The organism is Klebsiella sp. KE9456 (genome assembly GCF_043832615.1).
GTDB lineage: Bacteria > Pseudomonadota > Gammaproteobacteria > Enterobacterales > Enterobacteriaceae > Klebsiella > Klebsiella indica.
This window is the reverse complement of the sequence record NZ_JBDYQK010000005.1, coordinates 195,526-214,520: the sequence shown is the minus strand read 5'-3', so window position 1 is coordinate 214,520 and position 18,995 is coordinate 195,526. Positions and strand designations below refer to the sequence as shown.

The 18,995-nt window shown below is 53.8% G+C and carries 19 protein-coding genes; 1 reads left to right on the top strand and 18 read right to left on the bottom strand.

Annotated features, from left to right (window positions below; genetic code table 11):
* Window positions 1-105: 105 nt before the first annotated feature.
* The 14 genes from lipA to leuS form a co-directional block, all read right to left on the bottom strand.
* Window positions 106-1,071: a lipoyl synthase gene (gene lipA, locus ABK821_RS07345; protein WP_138360713.1), complete on the bottom strand. Its 966-nt coding sequence runs from the start codon at window positions 1,069-1,071 to the stop codon at window positions 106-108.
* 286 nt (window positions 1,072-1,357) lie between these two features.
* Window positions 1,358-2,002: a lipoyl(octanoyl) transferase LipB gene (gene lipB, locus ABK821_RS07340; RefSeq protein WP_138360712.1), complete on the bottom strand. Its 645-nt coding sequence runs from the start codon at window positions 2,000-2,002 to the stop codon at window positions 1,358-1,360.
* A 98-nt stretch (window positions 2,003-2,100) separates the two neighbouring features.
* Complete coding sequence (gene ybeD, locus ABK821_RS07335) at window positions 2,101-2,364, bottom strand: DUF493 family protein YbeD (protein ID WP_000850547.1); 264 nt, start codon at window positions 2,362-2,364, stop codon at window positions 2,101-2,103.
* A 109-nt stretch (window positions 2,365-2,473) separates the two neighbouring features.
* Complete coding sequence (gene dacA, locus ABK821_RS07330) at window positions 2,474-3,673, bottom strand: D-alanyl-D-alanine carboxypeptidase DacA (RefSeq protein WP_138360711.1); 1,200 nt, start codon at window positions 3,671-3,673, stop codon at window positions 2,474-2,476.
* Between the two features lie 142 nt (window positions 3,674-3,815).
* Window positions 3,816-4,913, bottom strand: a complete 1,098-nt coding sequence (gene rlpA, locus ABK821_RS07325; protein WP_138360710.1) for an endolytic peptidoglycan transglycosylase RlpA — start codon at window positions 4,911-4,913, stop codon at window positions 3,816-3,818.
* 10 nt (window positions 4,914-4,923) lie between these two features.
* The gene (gene mrdB, locus ABK821_RS07320; RefSeq protein WP_138360709.1) at window positions 4,924-6,036 is read right to left on the bottom strand and encodes a peptidoglycan glycosyltransferase MrdB; all 1,113 of its coding nucleotides are present in this window, start codon (window positions 6,034-6,036) and stop codon (window positions 4,924-4,926) included.
* Window positions 6,036-7,937: a peptidoglycan DD-transpeptidase MrdA gene (gene mrdA, locus ABK821_RS07315; protein ID WP_142501676.1), complete on the bottom strand. Its 1,902-nt coding sequence runs from the start codon at window positions 7,935-7,937 to the stop codon at window positions 6,036-6,038. Before mrdA ends, mrdB begins: the two co-directional genes overlap by 1 nt.
* 27 nt (window positions 7,938-7,964) lie before the next feature.
* Window positions 7,965-8,432 carry a 23S rRNA (pseudouridine(1915)-N(3))-methyltransferase RlmH gene (gene rlmH / locus ABK821_RS07310; RefSeq protein WP_015367732.1) on the bottom strand — a complete coding sequence of 156 codons (468 nt, stop codon included), beginning with the start codon at window positions 8,430-8,432 and terminating at the stop codon, window positions 7,965-7,967.
* Between the two features lie 3 nt (window positions 8,433-8,435).
* The gene (gene rsfS / locus ABK821_RS07305; protein WP_138360706.1) at window positions 8,436-8,753 is read right to left on the bottom strand and encodes a ribosome silencing factor; all 318 of its coding nucleotides are present in this window, start codon (window positions 8,751-8,753) and stop codon (window positions 8,436-8,438) included.
* Between the two features lie 380 nt (window positions 8,754-9,133).
* Window positions 9,134-9,763 (bottom strand): adenosylcobalamin/alpha-ribazole phosphatase, encoded by a 630-nt coding sequence (locus ABK821_RS07300; RefSeq protein ID WP_138360705.1) that lies wholly within the window; start codon window positions 9,761-9,763, stop codon window positions 9,134-9,136.
* Between the two features lie 46 nt (window positions 9,764-9,809).
* On the bottom strand, window positions 9,810-10,460 hold the full coding sequence (gene nadD / locus ABK821_RS07295; protein WP_171034860.1) for a nicotinate-nucleotide adenylyltransferase: 651 nt from the start codon (window positions 10,458-10,460) through the stop codon (window positions 9,810-9,812).
* Window positions 10,453-11,484: a DNA polymerase III subunit delta gene (gene holA / locus ABK821_RS07290; protein ID WP_343177913.1), complete on the bottom strand. Its 1,032-nt coding sequence runs from the start codon at window positions 11,482-11,484 to the stop codon at window positions 10,453-10,455. The genes nadD and holA overlap by 8 nt, the downstream gene beginning before the upstream one ends.
* The gene (lptE, locus tag ABK821_RS07285; RefSeq protein WP_138360702.1) at window positions 11,484-12,074 is read right to left on the bottom strand and encodes an LPS assembly lipoprotein LptE; all 591 of its coding nucleotides are present in this window, start codon (window positions 12,072-12,074) and stop codon (window positions 11,484-11,486) included. The genes holA and lptE overlap by 1 nt, the downstream gene beginning before the upstream one ends.
* A 14-nt stretch (window positions 12,075-12,088) precedes the next feature.
* Window positions 12,089-14,671 (bottom strand): leucine--tRNA ligase, encoded by a 2,583-nt coding sequence (leuS, locus tag ABK821_RS07280; RefSeq protein ID WP_138360701.1) that lies wholly within the window; start codon window positions 14,669-14,671, stop codon window positions 12,089-12,091.
* Between the two features lie 227 nt (window positions 14,672-14,898).
* On the opposite strand from leuS, the gene ABK821_RS07275 reads away from it, so the two are divergent.
* The gene (locus ABK821_RS07275; RefSeq protein ID WP_138360700.1) at window positions 14,899-15,381 is read left to right on the top strand and encodes a zinc ribbon-containing protein; all 483 of its coding nucleotides are present in this window, start codon (window positions 14,899-14,901) and stop codon (window positions 15,379-15,381) included.
* 94 nt (window positions 15,382-15,475) lie between these two features.
* On the opposite strand, the gene ABK821_RS07270 is transcribed toward ABK821_RS07275, so the two are convergent.
* The 4 genes from ABK821_RS07270 to ABK821_RS07255 all read right to left on the bottom strand — a co-directional run bounded on the left by ABK821_RS07270 (window position 15,476) and on the right by ABK821_RS07255 (window position 18,690).
* Complete coding sequence (locus tag ABK821_RS07270; RefSeq protein WP_138360699.1) at window positions 15,476-16,201, bottom strand: amino acid ABC transporter ATP-binding protein; 726 nt, start codon at window positions 16,199-16,201, stop codon at window positions 15,476-15,478.
* Window positions 16,201-16,875, bottom strand: coding sequence for a glutamate/aspartate ABC transporter permease GltK (gene gltK / locus ABK821_RS07265; protein ID WP_138360698.1), 675 nt, complete (start codon window positions 16,873-16,875; stop codon window positions 16,201-16,203). Before gltK ends, ABK821_RS07270 begins: the two co-directional genes overlap by 1 nt.
* Complete coding sequence (locus ABK821_RS07260; protein ID WP_138360697.1) at window positions 16,875-17,615, bottom strand: amino acid ABC transporter permease; 741 nt, start codon at window positions 17,613-17,615, stop codon at window positions 16,875-16,877. The genes gltK and ABK821_RS07260 overlap by 1 nt, the downstream gene beginning before the upstream one ends.
* A gap of 163 nt (window positions 17,616-17,778) precedes the next feature.
* Complete coding sequence (locus ABK821_RS07255; RefSeq protein ID WP_138360696.1) at window positions 17,779-18,690, bottom strand: amino acid ABC transporter substrate-binding protein; 912 nt, start codon at window positions 18,688-18,690, stop codon at window positions 17,779-17,781.
* Between the last annotated feature and the right edge of the window lie 305 nt (window positions 18,691-18,995).

Below are 18,995 nucleotides of genomic sequence, written 5' to 3'. Positions count from 1 at the left end.
CCGGTCGACAAAGAGGCCGCTACGTTGAACGTTGCGGCCTCTTTTTGTCATTAATGTGCGCGATACCAGAAAAGATGCAACCAACTGTTACCGCGCAGGGCAGAATTATTTCACTTCCATGCCTTTGGCCTGCAGGTCAGCGTGATAAGAGGAGCGGACAAAGGGCCCGCAAGCTGCATGGGTAAAGCCCATCGCCATCGCTTCGGCTTTCATCTCTTCGAACTCATCCGGGCTGACGTAGCGTTTTACCGGCAGGTGGTGACGGCTTGGCTGCAAGTACTGGCCTAGCGTCAACATGGTGACGCCGTGACGGCGAAGATCGCGCATGACTTCAATGATTTCGGCATTTGTTTCGCCTAAACCGACCATCAAACCTGATTTCGTTGGGATCTCGGGATGCGCTTCTTTAAAACGTTCCAGCAGCTTGAGCGACCAGTTGTAGTCAGCTCCCGGACGCACCTGACGATACAGACGCGGTACGTTTTCCAGGTTATGGTTAAAGACATCCGGCGGCGTCGCCTGAAGAATTTCCAGCGCCCGATCCATACGACCACGGAAATCTGGCACCAGCGTTTCAATTTTAATGGCCGGGCTCTTCTCACGAATCGCTTTGATGCAGTCAGCGAAATGTTGCGCGCCGCCATCACGCAGGTCGTCGCGATCGACGGAGGTTACGACGACATAGCGCAACGCCATATCGGCAATGGTTTGCGCCAGTTTTTGCGGCTCGCTGGCATCGGGTGTGACCGGACGACCGTGCGCCACATCGCAAAACGGGCAACGACGGGTACAGATAGCGCCCAGGATCATAAAGGTTGCCGTTCCGTGGTTAAAGCATTCCGCGAGGTTAGGGCAAGAGGCTTCTTCGCACACGGAGTGCAGGCCATTCTTACGCATCGCTGCCTTGATCCCCTGAATACGGGATGAGTCAGCCGGAAGTTTGATTTTCATCCATTCCGGTTTTCTGAGCAGAGCTTCCCGCTCAGTTACCACGTTTTTCACCGGGATAAGGGCCATTTTATCGGCATCGCGGTATTTAACACCGCGTTCCATCACAATGGGTTTACTCATAGCGTGCGTGTTCCAGTTGCGAGTGACGAAGACGTGCGCGTTAATTCAAGTAAATGTTGTATTTATCAACTATTTTTGAATTAAGCGCAGGCAGTATATCATTGATACGGGGCATAAATCAGCCTGCTTGCCGGGCAAATTGTAAAATAGTTGTTGTTTTATGCTTTTTTGCGCCTGATTTATCTCCCGTGAACAAAACCGTTCAGGATCTACCGTGCAGACAACAATGCGGCCGTTTACTGATGGCGAGCAAGATACGACGCCCCGCAGCAACGGGACGCGATCGCTAGCGAGCAGAAATATACTCAGAAGGCGGATTATTCAGCAATGCCAGCAGATTGGCCACCAGCCGCGGGGCAACGTTGTCCGGGCGGACATCCGGCAGCCACTTACGCATTTGCGTCATTTCCATACCGGCATAACCGCATGGATTAATTCTCAGAAAGGGTGACAGATCCATATCAATATTCAGCGCCAGACCGTGGAATGAACAGCCTTTGCGGATACGCAGACCCAGAGAACAGATTTTTTGATCGCCGACGTAAACACCGGGCGCATCGGCGCGCGGGTGTGATTCAATAGCGTATTCCGCCAGCGTATTCACCACGGTTTGTTCCAGAAGCGTAACCAACTCACGTACGCCGAGTTTACGGCGTTTAAGGTTCAGCAGAACGTACATCACCTGTTGTCCGGGGCCGTGATAGGTCACCTGACCGCCGCGATCGCTTTGAATGACCGGAATATCGCCGGGAACAAGGACATGTTCAGCTTTTCCCGCCTGACCCTGAGTAAACACCGGGTGATGCTCTACCAGCCAGATTTCATCCAATGTCGCGCTATCGCGGGTGTCGGTAAACTCATGCATTGCCTGCGAGACAGGTTCGTAAGGCTGCAGGCCAAGCTGGCGGATGAGAATTTTATTGTGCTGCAAAACAACATCTCCGCGGAGAAAATGACTTGAGTAGGGGGAGTATATCACAGCGAAATAAAGAGATTGACCCGGCACGGAGGCCGGGTCGGGGAAAAGATTTACAGCACCATTCGTACGATGTCGATATTACCCAGTTCTTCGTACAGGGTTTCTACCTGTTCAATATGCGTGGCGTTAATAGTAATCGACACTGAGTGGTAGTTGCCTTTACTGCTGGGTTTTACCGTCGGAGAGTAATCACCTGGTGCATGGCGCTGTACCACTTCAACCACCTGGTCAACCAGCTCCGGCAACGCCTGCCCCATGACTTTGTAAGTAAAAGGCGTAGGGAATTCAAGCAGTTCGTTAAGTTTGGTTTTCATGTCAGCTCCGGTGTTACGACAAAAAATAATAACTCCCACGATGTCATGTGGGAGTTATCAGGATTCTTAGTATATGGCGACGAAAATCACACTTTCAAGTGTTCGATTTTTAACCAAACCAGTGGTGGAACATTAATTTAATGTAATCAATGATTTTACTGAAGAAATTCCCTTCCGGAATTTCCTGCAGTACCACCAGCGGACGCTGATCGATAGTTTTGCCATCTAACTGGAAATTAATGGTGCCGACCACCTGATTTTTCTGTAGTGGGGCGTGTAGTTCGGCATTATTCAGGACGTAGCTCGCTTTCAGGTCCTTCATTCGACCACGCGGGATTGTCAGGTAAACATCTTTATCCACGCCGAGAGAGGCACGATCGCTATCGCCAAACCAGGCGGGTTCGGAGGCGAATTCTTTACCGGCCTTAAGTGGATTAACGGTTTCGAAGAAGCGGAAACCCCAGGTCAGCAGTTTTTTGCTTTCGGATTCGCGCCCCTTGTAGGTACGCCCACCCATGACCGCAGAGATCAGGCGCATCTGGCCTTCGGTTGCGGAAGCAACGAGGTTATAGCCCGCTCTGTCCGTATGACCGGTCTTGATACCGTCAACATTGAGGCTGTTATCCCACAGCAGGCCGTTACGGTTGAGCTGGCGAATGCCATTGAAAGTAAACTCTTTTTCTTTGTAGATGGCGTATTCGTTTGGCACATCACGGATCAAGGCCTGGCCGATAAGCGCCATATCGCGTGCCGAGCTGTACTGGCCATCCGCATCAAGGCCATGAACGGTCTGGAAGTGGGTATTTTTCAGGCCCAGAGCGTTAACGTAGTTGTTCATCAGGTTAACGAAGGCATCCTGGCTACCGGCGACATAATCGGCCATTGCGACACAGGCGTCGTTGCCTGACTGCAGGTTGATACCGCGAATCAACTGGGAAACCGGTACCTGCATGCCAGGCTTAAGAAACATCAGCGAGGAACCTTTAAAGACCGGGTTTCCGGTCGCCCACGCATCGTTTCCGATGGTGACCAGATCGGACTCTTTAAACTTACCCGCCTTCATGGCCTGACCAATAACGTAGCTGGTCATCATTTTGGTCAGACTTGCGGGATCGCGACGGGCATCGGCGTTGTTTTCCGCCAGTACCTTGCCTGAGTTGTAATCGATAAGGATCCAGGATGCGGCATCAATCTGCGGGGCGCCTGGGATCATGGTTTTAATATTCAGATCATCGGCGCGGGCGACTGAGGACAGCGCTGCCACGGAGAGCGCGGTAACAAGTAAACGAGCGGTAAAAGAGGTCTTCATGGTTTGTACAACGGTATCCGTGATGAAGTTAAAAAAGTGCCTTACTATAGCAAATGCATTGCGGGGCAACACCCGACATTACGCATGACTTTGTTAATGACTTTTTCATGCGCAATGAAGAGGATAGCTATCGCCGGCGCATTTAGTTGGCGCGAGTAATAAATGATTGCAGTTGCGCCTCGCTTTGCAGGCGCTGTTGAATGGCGCTGGCCTGTGCTTTGCTGCTGAATGGGCCTAGCTGAATACGCCATATCGCGCCGTTTTGCGTAACGCGTCCTGGAACGGAGAACTGCTGACTCAAGCGCTGCTGATATTGCAGCGCCCGGGTCTGATCGCTGACGGCGCCAACCTGTACGACGACATCGCCGCTGGTGCTTGTCGCTGTCGGCGTCACTGCGGCGGTGGCCGCCGCTGCAGGCGCTACGCTGCCTTGTACTGAACCCGGTGCGGTAATCGGCGCAGTTTGTATGGCCGGTTCACTGCTTTCCAGCACGCCACTATTTAGCGGCGTTGGCGCGCCAAGAAATCCGCCGCTGTTGACGGGGGCGCCAGTCGTGTCGACTGGCTTCAGCGTCGCATTGCTGATGGCGTGAACATCCGTTTGCGCAGGCGGGTTACTCACCGCGCTGCCGTCGCCATCAAGATTAGGACGGGCGGGCAGGGCGTAAGTCTGTTTGGCGACGGTGGTACAAGCCGTACCCGGACCGGAAAGCGTGCCGTCTGGCGCGACGACGATCGGGTCGATACGCACTTTGGTGTTATTCGAGGTATTCAGCCGATCGGCGGCTGCACGTGAAAGCGAAATGACGCGATCGGTACCGTAAGGCCCGCGATCGTTGATACGAACCACAAGCATCCGCCCGTTCGCCAGGTTGGTGATCCGCGCGTAGCTTGGGATCGGCAGCGTGGGATGGGCGGCAGTGAGCTGGGTAGGATCAAAAACCTCGCCGGATGAGGTCAGATTGCTGTTGGGCTCGGCGTCATAGATCGCTGCGAAACCGGCCTGGGTAAAGTTAGACGGATCCCGGACGATGGTATAGCGTTTACCATCGCGTTCATAATCCTGATTCGCCGTTGCATTGGGCGTTTCATACTGCGGCTCGACACCGCCGATTTCCACCGTTGGGCCATTGCAAACGGCCGGCTGCGGAGTGCTGACCGTTTTCTGTTGAACGTCTTCACCCGAACATGCCGCCAGCAGCCCTGCTGCTATGCAGATCCCCAGCCATTGCTTACGCATCGCGAACCCCTTAAACGCTTTTCGACAACATTTTTCTGTGAGTATGGATCGACATGACGATACCAAACCCGGCCATCAATACGATTAGGGCAGAGCCCCCGTAGCTCACCAGCGGCAAAGGTACCCCCACCACGGGTAAAATACCACTCACCATACCAATATTTACGAAGACATAAACGAATAAAATCAACATTAAACCACCGGCCATGACCCGGCCAAAGGTGGTTTGCGCCTGGGCGGCAATCCATAAACCGCGCATAATAAGCAAAATATACAATGCCAGCAGAACCAGCACGCCGATCAACCCCAGTTCTTCCGCCAGGACGGCAAAGATAAAATCCGTATGACGTTCTGGCAAGAACTCCAGCTGCGACTGAGTGCCATGTAACCAGCCTTTACCGCGCAGTCCACCGGAACCAATAGCGATTTTCGACTGAATAATGTGGTAGCCGGCGCCGAGTGGATCGGTTTCCGGATCGAGTAACATCATCACCCGCTGTCGCTGATAATCATGCATCAGGAAGAACCACAGGATCGGAATAAAGGCAGCCACCAGCACGACGGCAATTCCGATCAGACGCCAGCTCAGACCGGCCAGGAACAGCACGAAGAGGCCGGACAGCGCAATCAGAATGGAGGTCCCGAGATCGGGCTGGGCAGCCACCAGCAGCGTCGGCAGGAAAATCAGCACCAGTGCGATGGCGGTATTCTTTAACGACGGCGGACAAATATCGCGGTTAATAAAGCGTGCAACCATCAGGGGGACGGCAATTTTAGCGATTTCCGAGGGCTGGAAACGGACAATCCCCAGATCGAGCCATCGTTGCGCCCCTTTGGAGATAGCGCCGAAGGCATCAACCGCCACCAGAAGGATAATGCATAAAATATAAAGGTAGGGTGCCCAACCTTCATAGACTCGCGGCGGAATTTGCGCCATGACGATCAGGATAACGATACCCATGGCAATCTGGCCGATTTTACGCTCCATCATACCGATATCCTGACCGCTGGCGCTCCAGATGACCAGTGCGCTGTAGGTCAGCAGCGCCAGCAGAATAAGCAGCATAGTGGGATCGATATGAATTTTATCCCAGAGCGATTTTTTGTTCGGACTATCGGTCATTATTGATCCTCTCCAGCCGTCACTGCCGGATTTTCATTCGGCAGATTGGTGTTGTTATCGCCGAGCATAATATGATCGAGAATCTGGCGCATTATGGTCCCCACTGCCGGGCCCGCGCCGCCGTTCTCAAGAATAATGGCAACGGCAACCTGGGGATTGTTATAAGGCGCGAACGCGGTCATCAGTTTATGGTCGCGCAGGCGTTCGGCGATTCTGTGCGCGTTATAGGTTTCATTGGCTTTCAGGCCAAAGACCTGAGCGGTGCCCGATTTGGCGGCAATTTTATATGGCGCGCTGGCGAAATATTTATGCGCGGTCCCGTTGTTACGGTTGGCTACGCCAAACATTCCGTCTTTAGCGATTTCCCAAAAACCAGAATGAATATCGCCCACCGGCGGTTCATGTGGCTGCACCCAGGGAACGGGGTTGCCGTTTTCTATCGTGCTTTGCAGCAGGTGCGGTACTTTAACAACGCCATCGTTAATCAGAATCATCAGCGCTTTGTTCATCTGAATGGGGGTGGCGGTCCAGTAGCCCTGACCGATGCCGACAGGGATGGTATCGCCCTGATACCAGGGCTTTTTAAAGCGCTTGAGCTTCCATTCCCGGGTTGGCATATTGCCGGAACGCTCTTCTGCCAGATCAACGCCGGTATAGTGACCATAGCCGAATTTGCTCATCCATTCCGACAGACGATCGATACCCATATCATAGGCGACCTGATAGAAGTAGGTATCGGCGGACTCTTCCAGCGCTTTAGTGACGTTCAGGTGACCGTGGCCCCATTTTTTCCAGTCGCGATAGCGTTTTTCCGAGCCGGGGAGCTGCCACCAGCCGGGGTCGAACAGGCTGGTATTGCGGGTAATGACGCCGGCGCTGAGCGCCGACACGGCGACGTATGGCTTAACCGTCGATGCGGGCGGGTAAACCCCTTGCGTGGCGCGGTTGACCAGCGGCGTGTTTGGATCGTTAAGTAACCCGGAATAGTCCTTGCTGGAGATGCCATCAACGAACAGATTGGGATCGTAACTGGGCGTCGAGACCAGCGCGAGGATGGCGCCGGTACGCGGGTCCGTCACGACCACGGCCGCGCGGCTACCGGCGAGCAGCGTTTCGATATATTGCTGTAGTTTCAGGTCGAGCGTTAAATAGATATCGCGCCCCGCCTGCGGAGGAACCTCTTTGAGCTGGCGAATCACGCGACCGCGGTTGTTAACCTCGACCTCTTCATAACCTGTCTGACCATGCAGGATATCTTCGTAATAGCGCTCAATCCCCAGCTTTCCGATGTCGTGCGTTGAGGCGTAGTTAGCCAGCTTTCCCTCTTTGTCCAGACGATCGACGTCTTTATCGTTAATTTTCGAGACGTAGCCGATAACGTGGGTCAGGGCGGAGTTATAGGGATAGTAGCGACGTTTATAACCTTTGACTTCAACGCCGGGAAACCGGTACTGGTTAACCGCGAAACGGGCAACCTGAACCTCGTTAAGGTTGACTTTTACTGGAATAGAGGTAAAGCGATGGGCGCGCGCGCGCTCTTTTTTAAAGTTTGCCACATCGTCATCGGTCAGATCGATAACGTCACGGAGCGCATCCAGCGTTTGCTGAACGTTGTCGACCTTTTCCGGCATCATCTCCAGTTGGTAAATGGTACGATTAATTGCCAGCGGCGTGCCGTTGCGGTCATAGATAATGCCGCGGGTCGGCGGAATAGGCACCAGCTTGATGCGGTTTTCATTTGAGCGTGTTTGATAGTCGGTATAACGTACAATTTGCACGTTATAGAGGTTGGCGATCAGCACGCCGGTAAGCAGTAAAATCCCCAAAAAAGCGACCAGCGCCCGGCGCATGAACAGCGAGGATTCAGCCGTATAATCGCGGAAAGAATTCTGTAATTTCATTCGCTGCTTAGTCTGCCATGGTCATCATTACTCACGGTGGTATGGGTGGTTGGTGGTAATGCTCCACGCCCGATAGAGACTCTCAGCCACCAGTACGCGAACCAGCGGATGAGGCAACGTGAGCGTTGAGAGCGACCAACTTTGTTCCGCCGCTGCTTTGCAGGCGGGTGAAAGACCTTCCGGGCCGCCGATAAGCAGGCTGACATCGCGACCATCCTGTTTCCAGCGTTCCAGTTCACGCGCCAGTTGCGGCGTATCCCACGGTTTCCCAGGGATATCCAGGGTGACGATGCGATTTTTGCCTGCGGCCGCCAGCATCATTTCGCCTTCTTTTTCAAGAATGCGCTTGATATCGGCATTTTTGCCGCGTTTGCCGGCGGGGATTTCCACCAGTTCGAACGGCATATCTTTTGGAAAACGGCGCAGATATTCGCTAAAGCCGGTCTGAACCCAATCCGGCATTTTGGTGCCAACGGCCACCAGCTGCAGCTTCACGCATTAACTCCAGAGTTTTTCCAGCTCGTACAGACGACGGCTCTCTTCCTGCATGACGTGAACCATAACGTCGCCAAGATCCACAACAATCCAGTCCGCAGAGGCTTCGCCTTCAACGCCCAGCGGTAGCATACCGGCGGCGCGCGACTCCTGGACAACGTGATCGGCGATGGACATCACGTGGCGCGTGGATGTGCCGGTGCAGATAACCATGCAATCTGTAATGCTGGATTTGCCATGTACGTCAATGGCAACGATGTCCTGACCTTTCAGGTCATCAATTTTGTCGATAACAAAATCCTGGAGTGCTTTACCCTGCAAGAGTTCCCCCTGGGTGTGTGAAGAGTGATAACAATAAACAATTCGCTAGTATACCCGAACGGGTGGCAACGTCGGGATATAACCATCATATTTCATGCAGCATGGGCGCTGGTTGCGGTGACCCGGGACATTCCCGAACCTTGTCTTAATCGGCTGCTGCAGGCTGCGTTCAAATCCGTTCCAGGCGCATTTTTCGTTCTGTCGCCGCCTTTATGCAACACGAATGTTTCCGGGGCTAAATGGCGGTAAACAGGCGGTGAAGGCGGCTATCATCCCATCCATCACCGATGATTGCATCGCCATTTTTGTAAAACAATTTCTGCAACGTTCAAATGGCTGATGCAGCCTGGCTGCGGAGAATAACAGCCTGCTTTGCTCTGTCAATGGTCTGCGCGCAATTCTTCTTCCGCCAGCCAGACGGCCTGGCTATTTAGTACGCGCAGCGTAGCGAAATCAGGCTGCAGATCGACAAGGCTCCATGCGCCTTGTTCAACAGGGAAGTGCCACATAGCCGCCGACGGCATGTCGAGCAACAGGGCAATTAACAGGCTAAGAACCCCCTGATGACCGACTATCAGCAGATGCTCAAGTTGCCGATATTGTGCAAGGGTAGCGGTAAAACCGGAAACTCGCCGGGCAAATGCCTGAAAACTCTCGCCATTGGTTGGTGCCGCATGCTGCCAGTCTGCACACCATGCAGCGTAATTTTCCGCATCTTCACGTTGTAAATCACGATGATGACGCATTTCCCAGTCGCCAAAGAACATCTCATTGAGTTCAGGAAAAGCCTGACAGGGGATATCTCGCTCGCCAAGTAGCAGGCTGGCCGTATGCTGAGTACGCTCAAGTTCACTGTAGAACACGTGCTGAAAAGGAACGTCCTGTAGCCGCTGCCCCAGCGTTCTGGCCTGACTGATACCACGTTTGGTTAACGATGTGGGCGCATGTCCGCTATAGAGGCCCGCGACGTTAGCCTCGGTTTCTCCATGACGAACCAACCACAATTTCATGATGACCTCCCTGACAGGAGTCTGAACGACGTCTCCTGTTTCCGGGTTAGCAATAGAGTTTTTGCTCACGGATATAGTCAAGTACGGCTTCCGGCAGCATATCTGAGCAGGATTCACCGTTCTCAAGGCGCTGGCGAATAATGGTCGCCGAAATATCAAACCACGGCGTTTCAGCCAGGTAGATAACGCCCGCCGGGCGGTTATGCAGCCTTTCGACGTCATAGGTGAGATGCTTATCCAGCCAGCGCTGATCCTGCGCGTTCGCCATGGTTAACGGGTAACCAGGGCGACGACAAACGATCAAATGAACATGATCAAGAATGCTGCTGTAGTCATGCCAGGTGGTAAAGGTAAGCAGCGAATCCTGACCAATAATAAAAGCCAGCGGCCGCTTCGGCCCCTGTTCCTGACGCCATTCGCGCAGAGTTTGCGCGGAGTATGACGGCGTATCGCGCTCAAGTTCGCGCTCGTCCAGAATAAACAGCGGTTTGTCGGCAATAGCCAGCGCCAGCATACGTAGACGTTGTTCGCTGGTGGCTTCGGGCTGCGGACGGTGTGGCGGCACATTATTCGGCACAATGATGACTTTATTGAGGCCGATTTGGTTGGCCAGAATTTCTACCGGTTTAAGGTGACCGTAATGCACCGGATCGAAGGTGCCACCGTACATCGCCTGTAATTGATTCATATCAACCATCAATAAAAACGTCTGCCAGCGCCTTGTGGCAGAGCAACAAAGAGAGACTTTCCAGTTCGGGCCAGACGGCGTGCCCGTAATCCTGCTTGAAGGTGAGTTCCGCACGGGTCAATAAAGTGACGGCCTGGCGTAGCTGGTCGGCGCTGAGGCGGCTGAGCGCGTCGCTGACCAGCGGTCGCCGGTTTTGCCATACCCGATGCTTATCAAACAGCGCGCGCAGTGGCGTATGGGCCGATTGTCGTTTCAACTGTACCAGCAGTAGCAGTTCACGCTGCAGGGTCCGTAGCAGAATGGCCGGTTCGCAGCCTTCTAAACGCAACTGTTGCAGTATGTGCAGGACGCGCTTACTTTTGCCCGCCAGCAGCGCATCGACCCAGTGGTAGGGCGTGAAATGCGCCGCATCGTTCACTGCCTGCTCAACGCGGGGTAAGGTGAGTTTCCCGTCCGGCCACAGTAGCGACAGACGCTCCAGCGCCTGTGCCAGGGCCAGCAGATTACCTTCATAGCAGTAGCACAGAAGCTGGCTGGCGGCGTCATCAAGCTGCAGATCATGACGCTGCGCGCGCGCGGCGAGCCAGCGCGGCAGTTGGGCATACTCCGGCGTCTGACAGCTGACCTGCACCGCCCGGCTGGTAAGTGCTGTCGCCCATGCGGCATTTTCCTGCGCTTTTGTCAGTTTATTGCCGCGAACGATCAGCAATAAATCCTCATGCAGCATACCCACAAGCGTAGCCAGCTGTTCGTTCATGGCCGCATTGAGACCGTTTTCCGGTAATATCAGCAGCAGCGTTTGACGGCTTGAAAACAGGCTCATTGCCTGACTGAGCGAGAAAAGGGCAGACCAGTCGGTACTGGCATCAAGCGTGGCGGTATGGTGTTCGATAAAGCCCTGAGCGGTAGCGGCTTCGCGTATAGCGTCCTGGCTTTCCTGCAACAGCAGCGGGTCGTTGCCAAGCAGCAAATAGGCCGCGCGCAGCCCTTCAGTGAGCTGCGCGCGGAGCTGTTCCGGGTACAACCGAATCATCAGTTACCCGACGGGGTGGAGAGACGGTTGCCGGAGGCAGAGGATGTTGAGGTCGCCTTGACCGGTTTCGCATCCGCTTTTGTGGCTTCGCTATCCGCAACCTGTACGCTCGGCAGCTTACGGATCAACTGCTCTGCCGCTTTGTCGTACATTTCCTTAATAATCATGCTCTGCTCAGCATCTTTCGCTAACGCCGCCTGCGGGTTATCGAAAAACGAACGGTAGACGGTAGTGGTAATGGGATAGATATCATGGCCCGGGATCAGCACGCTGGCTTTTACCGTCATCACCATCTGATATTCCGCAGTACGACCATCCTGGAAAATAGACGCCGTATCTTTCTGAATAGACGATGACTCCAGACGCAGGGAGGGAACATCCTGGCGTAGCGTGCTGGCATCGAGCAGCTCGACGCCATTCAAACGCAACTGATTCCGGACCGCGCGACTGAGTGGACCATTTGGATCGCTAGACTGGAAGATCATGGTTTGCATGGCACTCGGCACCTGCGTAGTGCTACGCAGATGCCAGCCGCAACCCGCAGTGATAAACACCGCCAGAGATAACAACAATGTTGTCAGATATCGCACGCTTCCTCCCGCGCTTAGCCAACGACCAGATTGAGCAGTTTACCCGGAACGTAAATCACTTTACGCACGGTCACACCGTCGAGATATTTCGCCACCAGATGTTCCTGGGCTGCACGCTCACGCACCTGCTCTTCGCTTGCATCCACCGCAACGGTAATTTTACCACGTACTTTACCATTGACCTGGACCACGACCAGCGTGGTGTCCTCAACCATCGCGCTTTCATCCGCGACCGGCCACGGCGCGTTGTCGATATCGCCTTCACCGCCCAGCTCCTGCCACAGGGTAAAGCTGGCATGCGGCGTGAACGGGTTGAGCATTCGCACCACGGCAAGCAGGGCTTCCCGCATCAGCGCACGATCCTGTTCGTTTTCCTGCGGCGCTTTCGCCAGTTTGTTCATCAGCTCCATAATTGCCGCAATCGCGGTATTGAAGGTCTGACGGCGACCAATATCATCGGTCACTTTGGCGATGGTTTTGTGTACGTCGCGACGCAGCGCTTTTTGATCTTCGCTCAATGCGTTTGCATCAAGCGCAACGACATCGCCTGTGGCAAGGTGTTCATAGATCAGTTTCCATACGCGTTTCAGGAAGCGGTTGGCCCCTTCCACGCCGGACTCCTGCCACTCCAGCGTCATATCCGCCGGCGAGGCGAACATCATAAACAGACGAACGGTGTCCGCGCCGTAACGTTCAACCATCTCCTGCGGATCGATACCGTTATTTTTCGACTTGGACATCTTGCTCATGCCGGTATACACCAGCTCATGGCCTGCGGCGTCTTTGGCTTTCACGATCCGGCCTTTCTCGTCGCGCTCAACGAGCGCGTCTTTCGGTGAAACCCAGTTACGCTCGCCGTTTTCTCCGACGTAGTAGAAGGAATCCGCCAGTACCATCCCCTGGCACAGCAGCTGTTTAGCCGGTTCGTCGGAGTTAACCATACCGGCATCGCGCATCAGTTTGTGGAAGAAGCGGAAGTAGAGCAGGTGCATAATGGCGTGCTCAATACCGCCAATGTAAATGTCGACCGGCAGCCAGTAGTTCGCCGCTTTCGGGTCCAGCATTCCCTGATCATACTGCGGGCAGGTGTAGCGCGCGTAGTACCAGGACGATTCCATAAAGGTATCGAAGGTGTCGGTTTCGCGCAGCGCAGGCTGGCCGTTAACGGTGGTTTTCGCCCACTCAGGATCGGCTTTAATTGGGCTGGTGATACCGTCCATCACGACATCTTCCGGCAAAATCACCGGCAGTTGATCTTCTGGCGTCGGCAGCACGGTACCGTCTTCCAGCGTGACCATCGGGATCGGTGCGCCCCAGTAGCGCTGACGGGAAACGCCCCAGTCGCGCAGGCGGTAATTGACTTTACGTTTACCCACCCCGAGGGAAGCCAGCTTATCCGCGATGGCGTTGAAACCTGCTTCATGATCCAGACCGCTGAACTCGCCAGAGTTAAACAGTACGCCTTTATCGGTCATCGCCTGAGCGGAGAGATCCGGTTCGCTACCGTCAGCGGCAAGGATAACCGGCTTGATGTTCAGTCCGTACTTGCTGGCAAACTCATAGTCGCGCTGATCGTGGCCCGGAACAGCCATTACCGCACCGGTACCGTACTCCATCAGGACGAAGTTCGCCGCCCACACCGGGATGGTTTCGCCCGTCAGCGGATGAATCGCTTTGTAGCCGGTATCAATGCCTTTTTTCTCCATCGTCGCCATATCCGCTTCGGCTACTTTGGTATTTTTGCATTCGTCGATAAACGCCGCCAGCGCGGGGTTCCCGGCAGCCGCCTGCTGCGCCAGCGGGTGGCCCGCCGCCACGGCCAGGTAGGTGCAACCCATGAAGGTGTCCGGGCGGGTGGTGTATACGGTCAGCTTGTCGGCATATTCGTTGACATCGAAGGAGATCTCTACCCCTTCGGAACGACCGATCCAGTTGCGCTGCATGGTTTTAACGGTATCAGGCCAGTGATCCAGATTATCCAGATCGTTCAGCAGTTCGTCTGCATAGGCGGTGATTTTGATAAACCACTGCGGGATCTCTTTGCGCTCAACTTTGGTATCGCAGCGCCAGCAGCAGCCGTCGATAACCTGCTCATTCGCCAGAACGGTCTGATCGTTCGGACACCAGTTCACCGCGGAGGTCTTTTTATACACCAGACCTTTTTTATACAGCTCAGTGAAGAACTTCTGCTCCCAGCGATAGTATTCCGGGGTGCAGGTCGCCACTTCCCGGCTCCAGTCATAGCCGAAACCCAGCTTTTTCAGCTGATTTTTCATGTAGGCGATGTTGTCATAGGTCCACGGAGCAGGGGCGGTGTTGTTCTTCACCGCCGCGCCTTCCGCAGGCAGACCAAACGCATCCCAGCCGATAGGCTGCAGCACGTTTTTACCCAGCATACGCTGGTAACGGGAAATAACGTCGCCGATGGTGTAGTTGCGCACGTGGCCCATGTGTAGTCGGCCAGAAGGATATGGAAGCATCGACAGGCAGTAATACTTCTCTTTGCTCTCGTCTTCGGTGACTTCAAATGTACGATTTTCGTCCCAGTGAAGCTGGACTTTCGATTCTATCTCTTCCGGGCGGTATTGCTCTTGCATGGCAGCCAGTGGTCCTGTTTTCAATAACAGCTACAAAATGTAGCCAATGGATGTGTTATTTCAGATCGGCATAGCATAGCCCAAACGCCAACGTCAAAACAGCCTTTCACACACTTACATGGAGGAAAGCGGCGGAGAATATTTCACGAGTCTGTGGCGTGACTTGCAGAGCCGCATGTGGATAACGTCTATTCTTAGAAGAAGTTAACCACACCGGAGGCGAAAAGATGAACAAGGTTGCTCAATTTTACCGAGAGCTGGTGTCAACGCTCAGTGAGCGGTTACGCAATGGAGAACGGGATATCGACGCGCTGGTGGAACAGGCCAGGGCAAAAATCAGTCAGTCCGGCGAGTTAACGCAGAGTGAAATCGAGAATGTTATTCGCGCCGTCAGGCGGGATCTGGAGGAGTTCGCGCTCAGTTATGAGGAGGGTCAGGAAGCGCTCAGCGACAGCGTTTTTATGCGCGTGATTAAAGAGAGCCTGTGGCAGGAGCTGGCGGATATTACGGATAAAACGCAGCTTGAGTGGCGTGAGGTATTTCAGGATCTCAGTCACCACGGCGTTTATCACAGCGGCGAAGTGGTGGGGCTGGGGAACCTGGTGTGTGAGAAGTGCCACTATCATCTGCCGATTTATACGCCGGATGTGCTGCCCCGCTGCCCAAAATGCGGCCACGATCAGTTTCAGCGTCGGCCATTTGAGCCTTAAACAGGCGGGCATTGAAGCGCCAGCATTGATCCGGGCAGGCGATACGACAAATTCGTGGTATCGCCTGTTTATTGCTTAGACGCGCGTCGCGATCTTAATGCAGAATTTTGGCGAGGAAGTCTTTCGCGCGTTCAGATTGAGGGTTAGCGAAAAACGCTTCTTTATCGGCGTCTTCGACAATTTTCCCTTCATCCATAAAGATCACCCGGTTGGCCACTTTGCGCGCGAAGCCCATTTCATGAGTGACCACCATCATGGTCATCCCTTCATTAGCCAGCTCGACCATCACGTCCAGCACTTCGTTGATCATCTCAGGATCCAGTGCTGAGGTCGGTTCATCGAACAGCATGGCGATCGGGTCCATACAGAGCGCACGAGCAATCGCGACGCGCTGCTGCTGGCCGCCGGATAGCTGTGCGGGATATTTACTGGCATGGGCAGACAGTCCTACCCGCTCCAGCAGTTTTAACCCTTTTGCGCGCGAAGAGGCTTTATCGCGATTGAGCACTTTGACCTGGGCCAGCGTCAGGTTGTCGATAATAGACAGATGCGGGAACAGCTCGAAGTGCTGGAACACCATACCAACGTGGGAGCGAAGTTTAGCAAGGTTGGTCTTTTTGTCGTTAACGGTGGTGCCGTCAACGATGATGTCACCTTGCTGTATTGGTTCCAGACCGTTAACGGTTTTAATCAGCGTGGATTTACCGGAGCCTGAAGGCCCGCAGACCACCACCACTTCGCCTTTTTTCACTTCCGTGGAGCAGTCGGTCAGCACCTGAAAGTGACCATACCATTTTGAAACGTTTTTCAGGGTAATCATTACACAGTCCTTTTCTTCAACCAGCTGACCAACAGCGATGCGCTGAGACTAATAACAAAATAAACGGCACCTGCGAACAGGATCATTTCTACCTGGGTTCCGTCACGTTCGCCAATGGTGGTGGCGGTGCGGAAGAAGTCAGCCAGGCTTAAAACGTAAACCAGCGACGTATCCTGGAACAGTACGATGCCCTGCGTCAGCAGCAGCGGCACCATGGCGCGAAACGCTTGCGGCAGAATCACCAGTTTCATGGACTGCCAGTGGGTCATGCCCAGTGCCAGCGCCGCGCTGGACTGACCGCGAGAGATACTCTGAATGCCGGCGCGAATAATCTCTGAATAGTATGCGGCTTCAAACATGGAGAAGGCGACCATCGCCGAAATCAGGCGAATGTCGGTCTTCGGCGACAGGCCCAGTACGTTTTGCAAAAAGCCGGGCACAATCAGATAAAACCACAGCAGTACCATGACCAGAGGGATGGAACGGAAGACGTTGACATAGGTTTTGGCAAACCACGCCAGCGGCAGGAAGCTCGACAGGCGCATAACCGCCAGAATCGTCCCCCAGACAATGCCGATAATAATCGCCGTCACGGTGATTTTTAGGGTGATAACCAGCCCTGCCAGCAGGTATGGCATTGAGGGAATAATGGAACTCCAGTCAAAATCGTACATTATTTGCCCCCCATATTGCCCGGCAGGCGGACCTTACGTTCGACCACATACATAGCCAGCATAATTACGGCGTTGATAAAAACGTAGGCCAGGGTGATCGCGGTAAACGACTCCCAGGCATGGGCCGAGTAATCCAGCAGTTTACCGGCCTGCGCGGCCATATCAGCAAGCCCTATCGTGGATGCGATGGCCGAGTTTTTCACCAGGTTCATCATTTCAGAAGTCATCGGCGGGACGATAACCCGGTAGGCGTTGGGCAGCAGGACGTAGCGATAGGTTTGCGGCAGCGTCAGTCCCATTGCCAGACCGGCATTTTTTTGTCCGCGCGGCAGCGATTGGATACCAGAGCGGACCTGTTCGCAGACGCGTGCCGCGGTAAATAACCCCAGGCACAGCATGGAAGAGACGAAGAATTGAATATTCGGGTCCAGCTCGGCCTTAAACCACATACCAATGTTTTCCGGCAGCAGTTCCGGGACGACCAGATACCAGGTAAAGAACTGTACGATAAGCGGGACATTACGAAAGAACTCAACGTAACAGGTACCGATCATCGATAGCAGGCGATTAGGGACGGTGCGTAAAATACCGAATAACGAACCGACGAAGAAGGCGATAATCCAGGCCGTTATCGACAGTGCGACGGTAACCTGAAAGCCACTCCAGAGCCAGCCTAAATAGGTTGTGTTGCCGAATGGGGCCTGTTGCAGGAATATTCCCCAGTTCCAGTCTATTGACATAAATAACTCCTGGAAAAAAAGGGTAGCAGCGCTACCCTCGAAGATCATTGCTCAGCTTGTTTCGGTATTCGCGGCGGCTGGGGAACGACCAGCCGCCGTATAGTCTGTCCGTACTGTAACAACGATCGGGAGGGCAGGATTTTCCCGCCCCTTGTTTTTGTAATTAGTTAAGAGCTTTATCGTTAGGTGATTTGAACAGCGCTTTCATATCTGAAGAGAGTTCGAAGTTCATGTTCAGGTTCTTCGGCGGAATGGGGTTTTTGAACCACTTATCGAACCATTTCTCGGCTTCGCCAGAGGTCTGGGCGTGGGCAACGGTCTCGTCAACCAGCGCTTTGAACTGCGGATCGTCTTTACGCAGCATACAGCCGTAAGCTTCCTGAGACTGTGGTGTGCCGACAATCTCCCAGTTATCCGGCTTTTTCGCCTTCGCGCGTTCGCCGGCCAGCAGAGCATCATCCATCATAAAAGCCACCGCGCGACCGCTTTCGAGGGTTCGGAAGGAGTCACCGTGATCTTTTGCACTGATAATGCGCATGTTCATTTTTTTCTCGTCATTCAGCTTGTGCAGCAGAATTTCAGATGTGGTGCCCGACGTTACGACGACAGCTTTACCTTTCAGGTCGGCGAAGTCTTTAATCGGCCCGCCTTTTTTCACCAACAGGCGCGTGCCGACGACGAAAATCGTGTCGGAGAAGGCGACTTGTTTTTGCCGTTCCAGGTTATTGGTGGTGGAGCCGCATTCGAAATCGTAGGTGCCGTTTTGCAGCAGCGGGATGCGGTTTTGCGAGGTGATGGGGATCAGTTTCACATCAAGGTCAGGCTTGTTCAGCTTCTTCTTGATGGCATCAACAATCGCATTGGAGTAGTCCTGCGAGTAGCCTACGACCTGCTGCTTGTTGTCATAGTAAGAGAACGGAACGGATGATTCACGATGACCGACGACGACAACGCCGTTTTTGGCAATTTTATCCAGAGTACTCTGACCTGCTGCTGGCGCAGTATCTTCTGCATGTGCCGCACTGGCGGTCAGACCCATGACCAGCATTGCTGCGGCCAGTTTACGTAATTGCATATCGGACTCCTTATCCTTAGCGTCACCGGACGCTATTGATACCCATTGTGAATGTGTGTGCTGTTATCGCTGCCGTCTTTGCGTGCAGCATTTGTATGTGTTTGTTAGCATTTAGTTTGGCTTAATGTAAAGATTTTGCTCTTATATTGTTGATTTTTGCGAAGTGCGCCGCACCATTTAAAGGCAAAAAAGCTTCACTGCACCAAACTTGAGCATGTCATTGCCTCTTGATGGTGCAACCGGGTTGTACCACCGGGGATCACGTTGCTACATAGATTTATTAAGCAATGTCCATGCCAATAAAG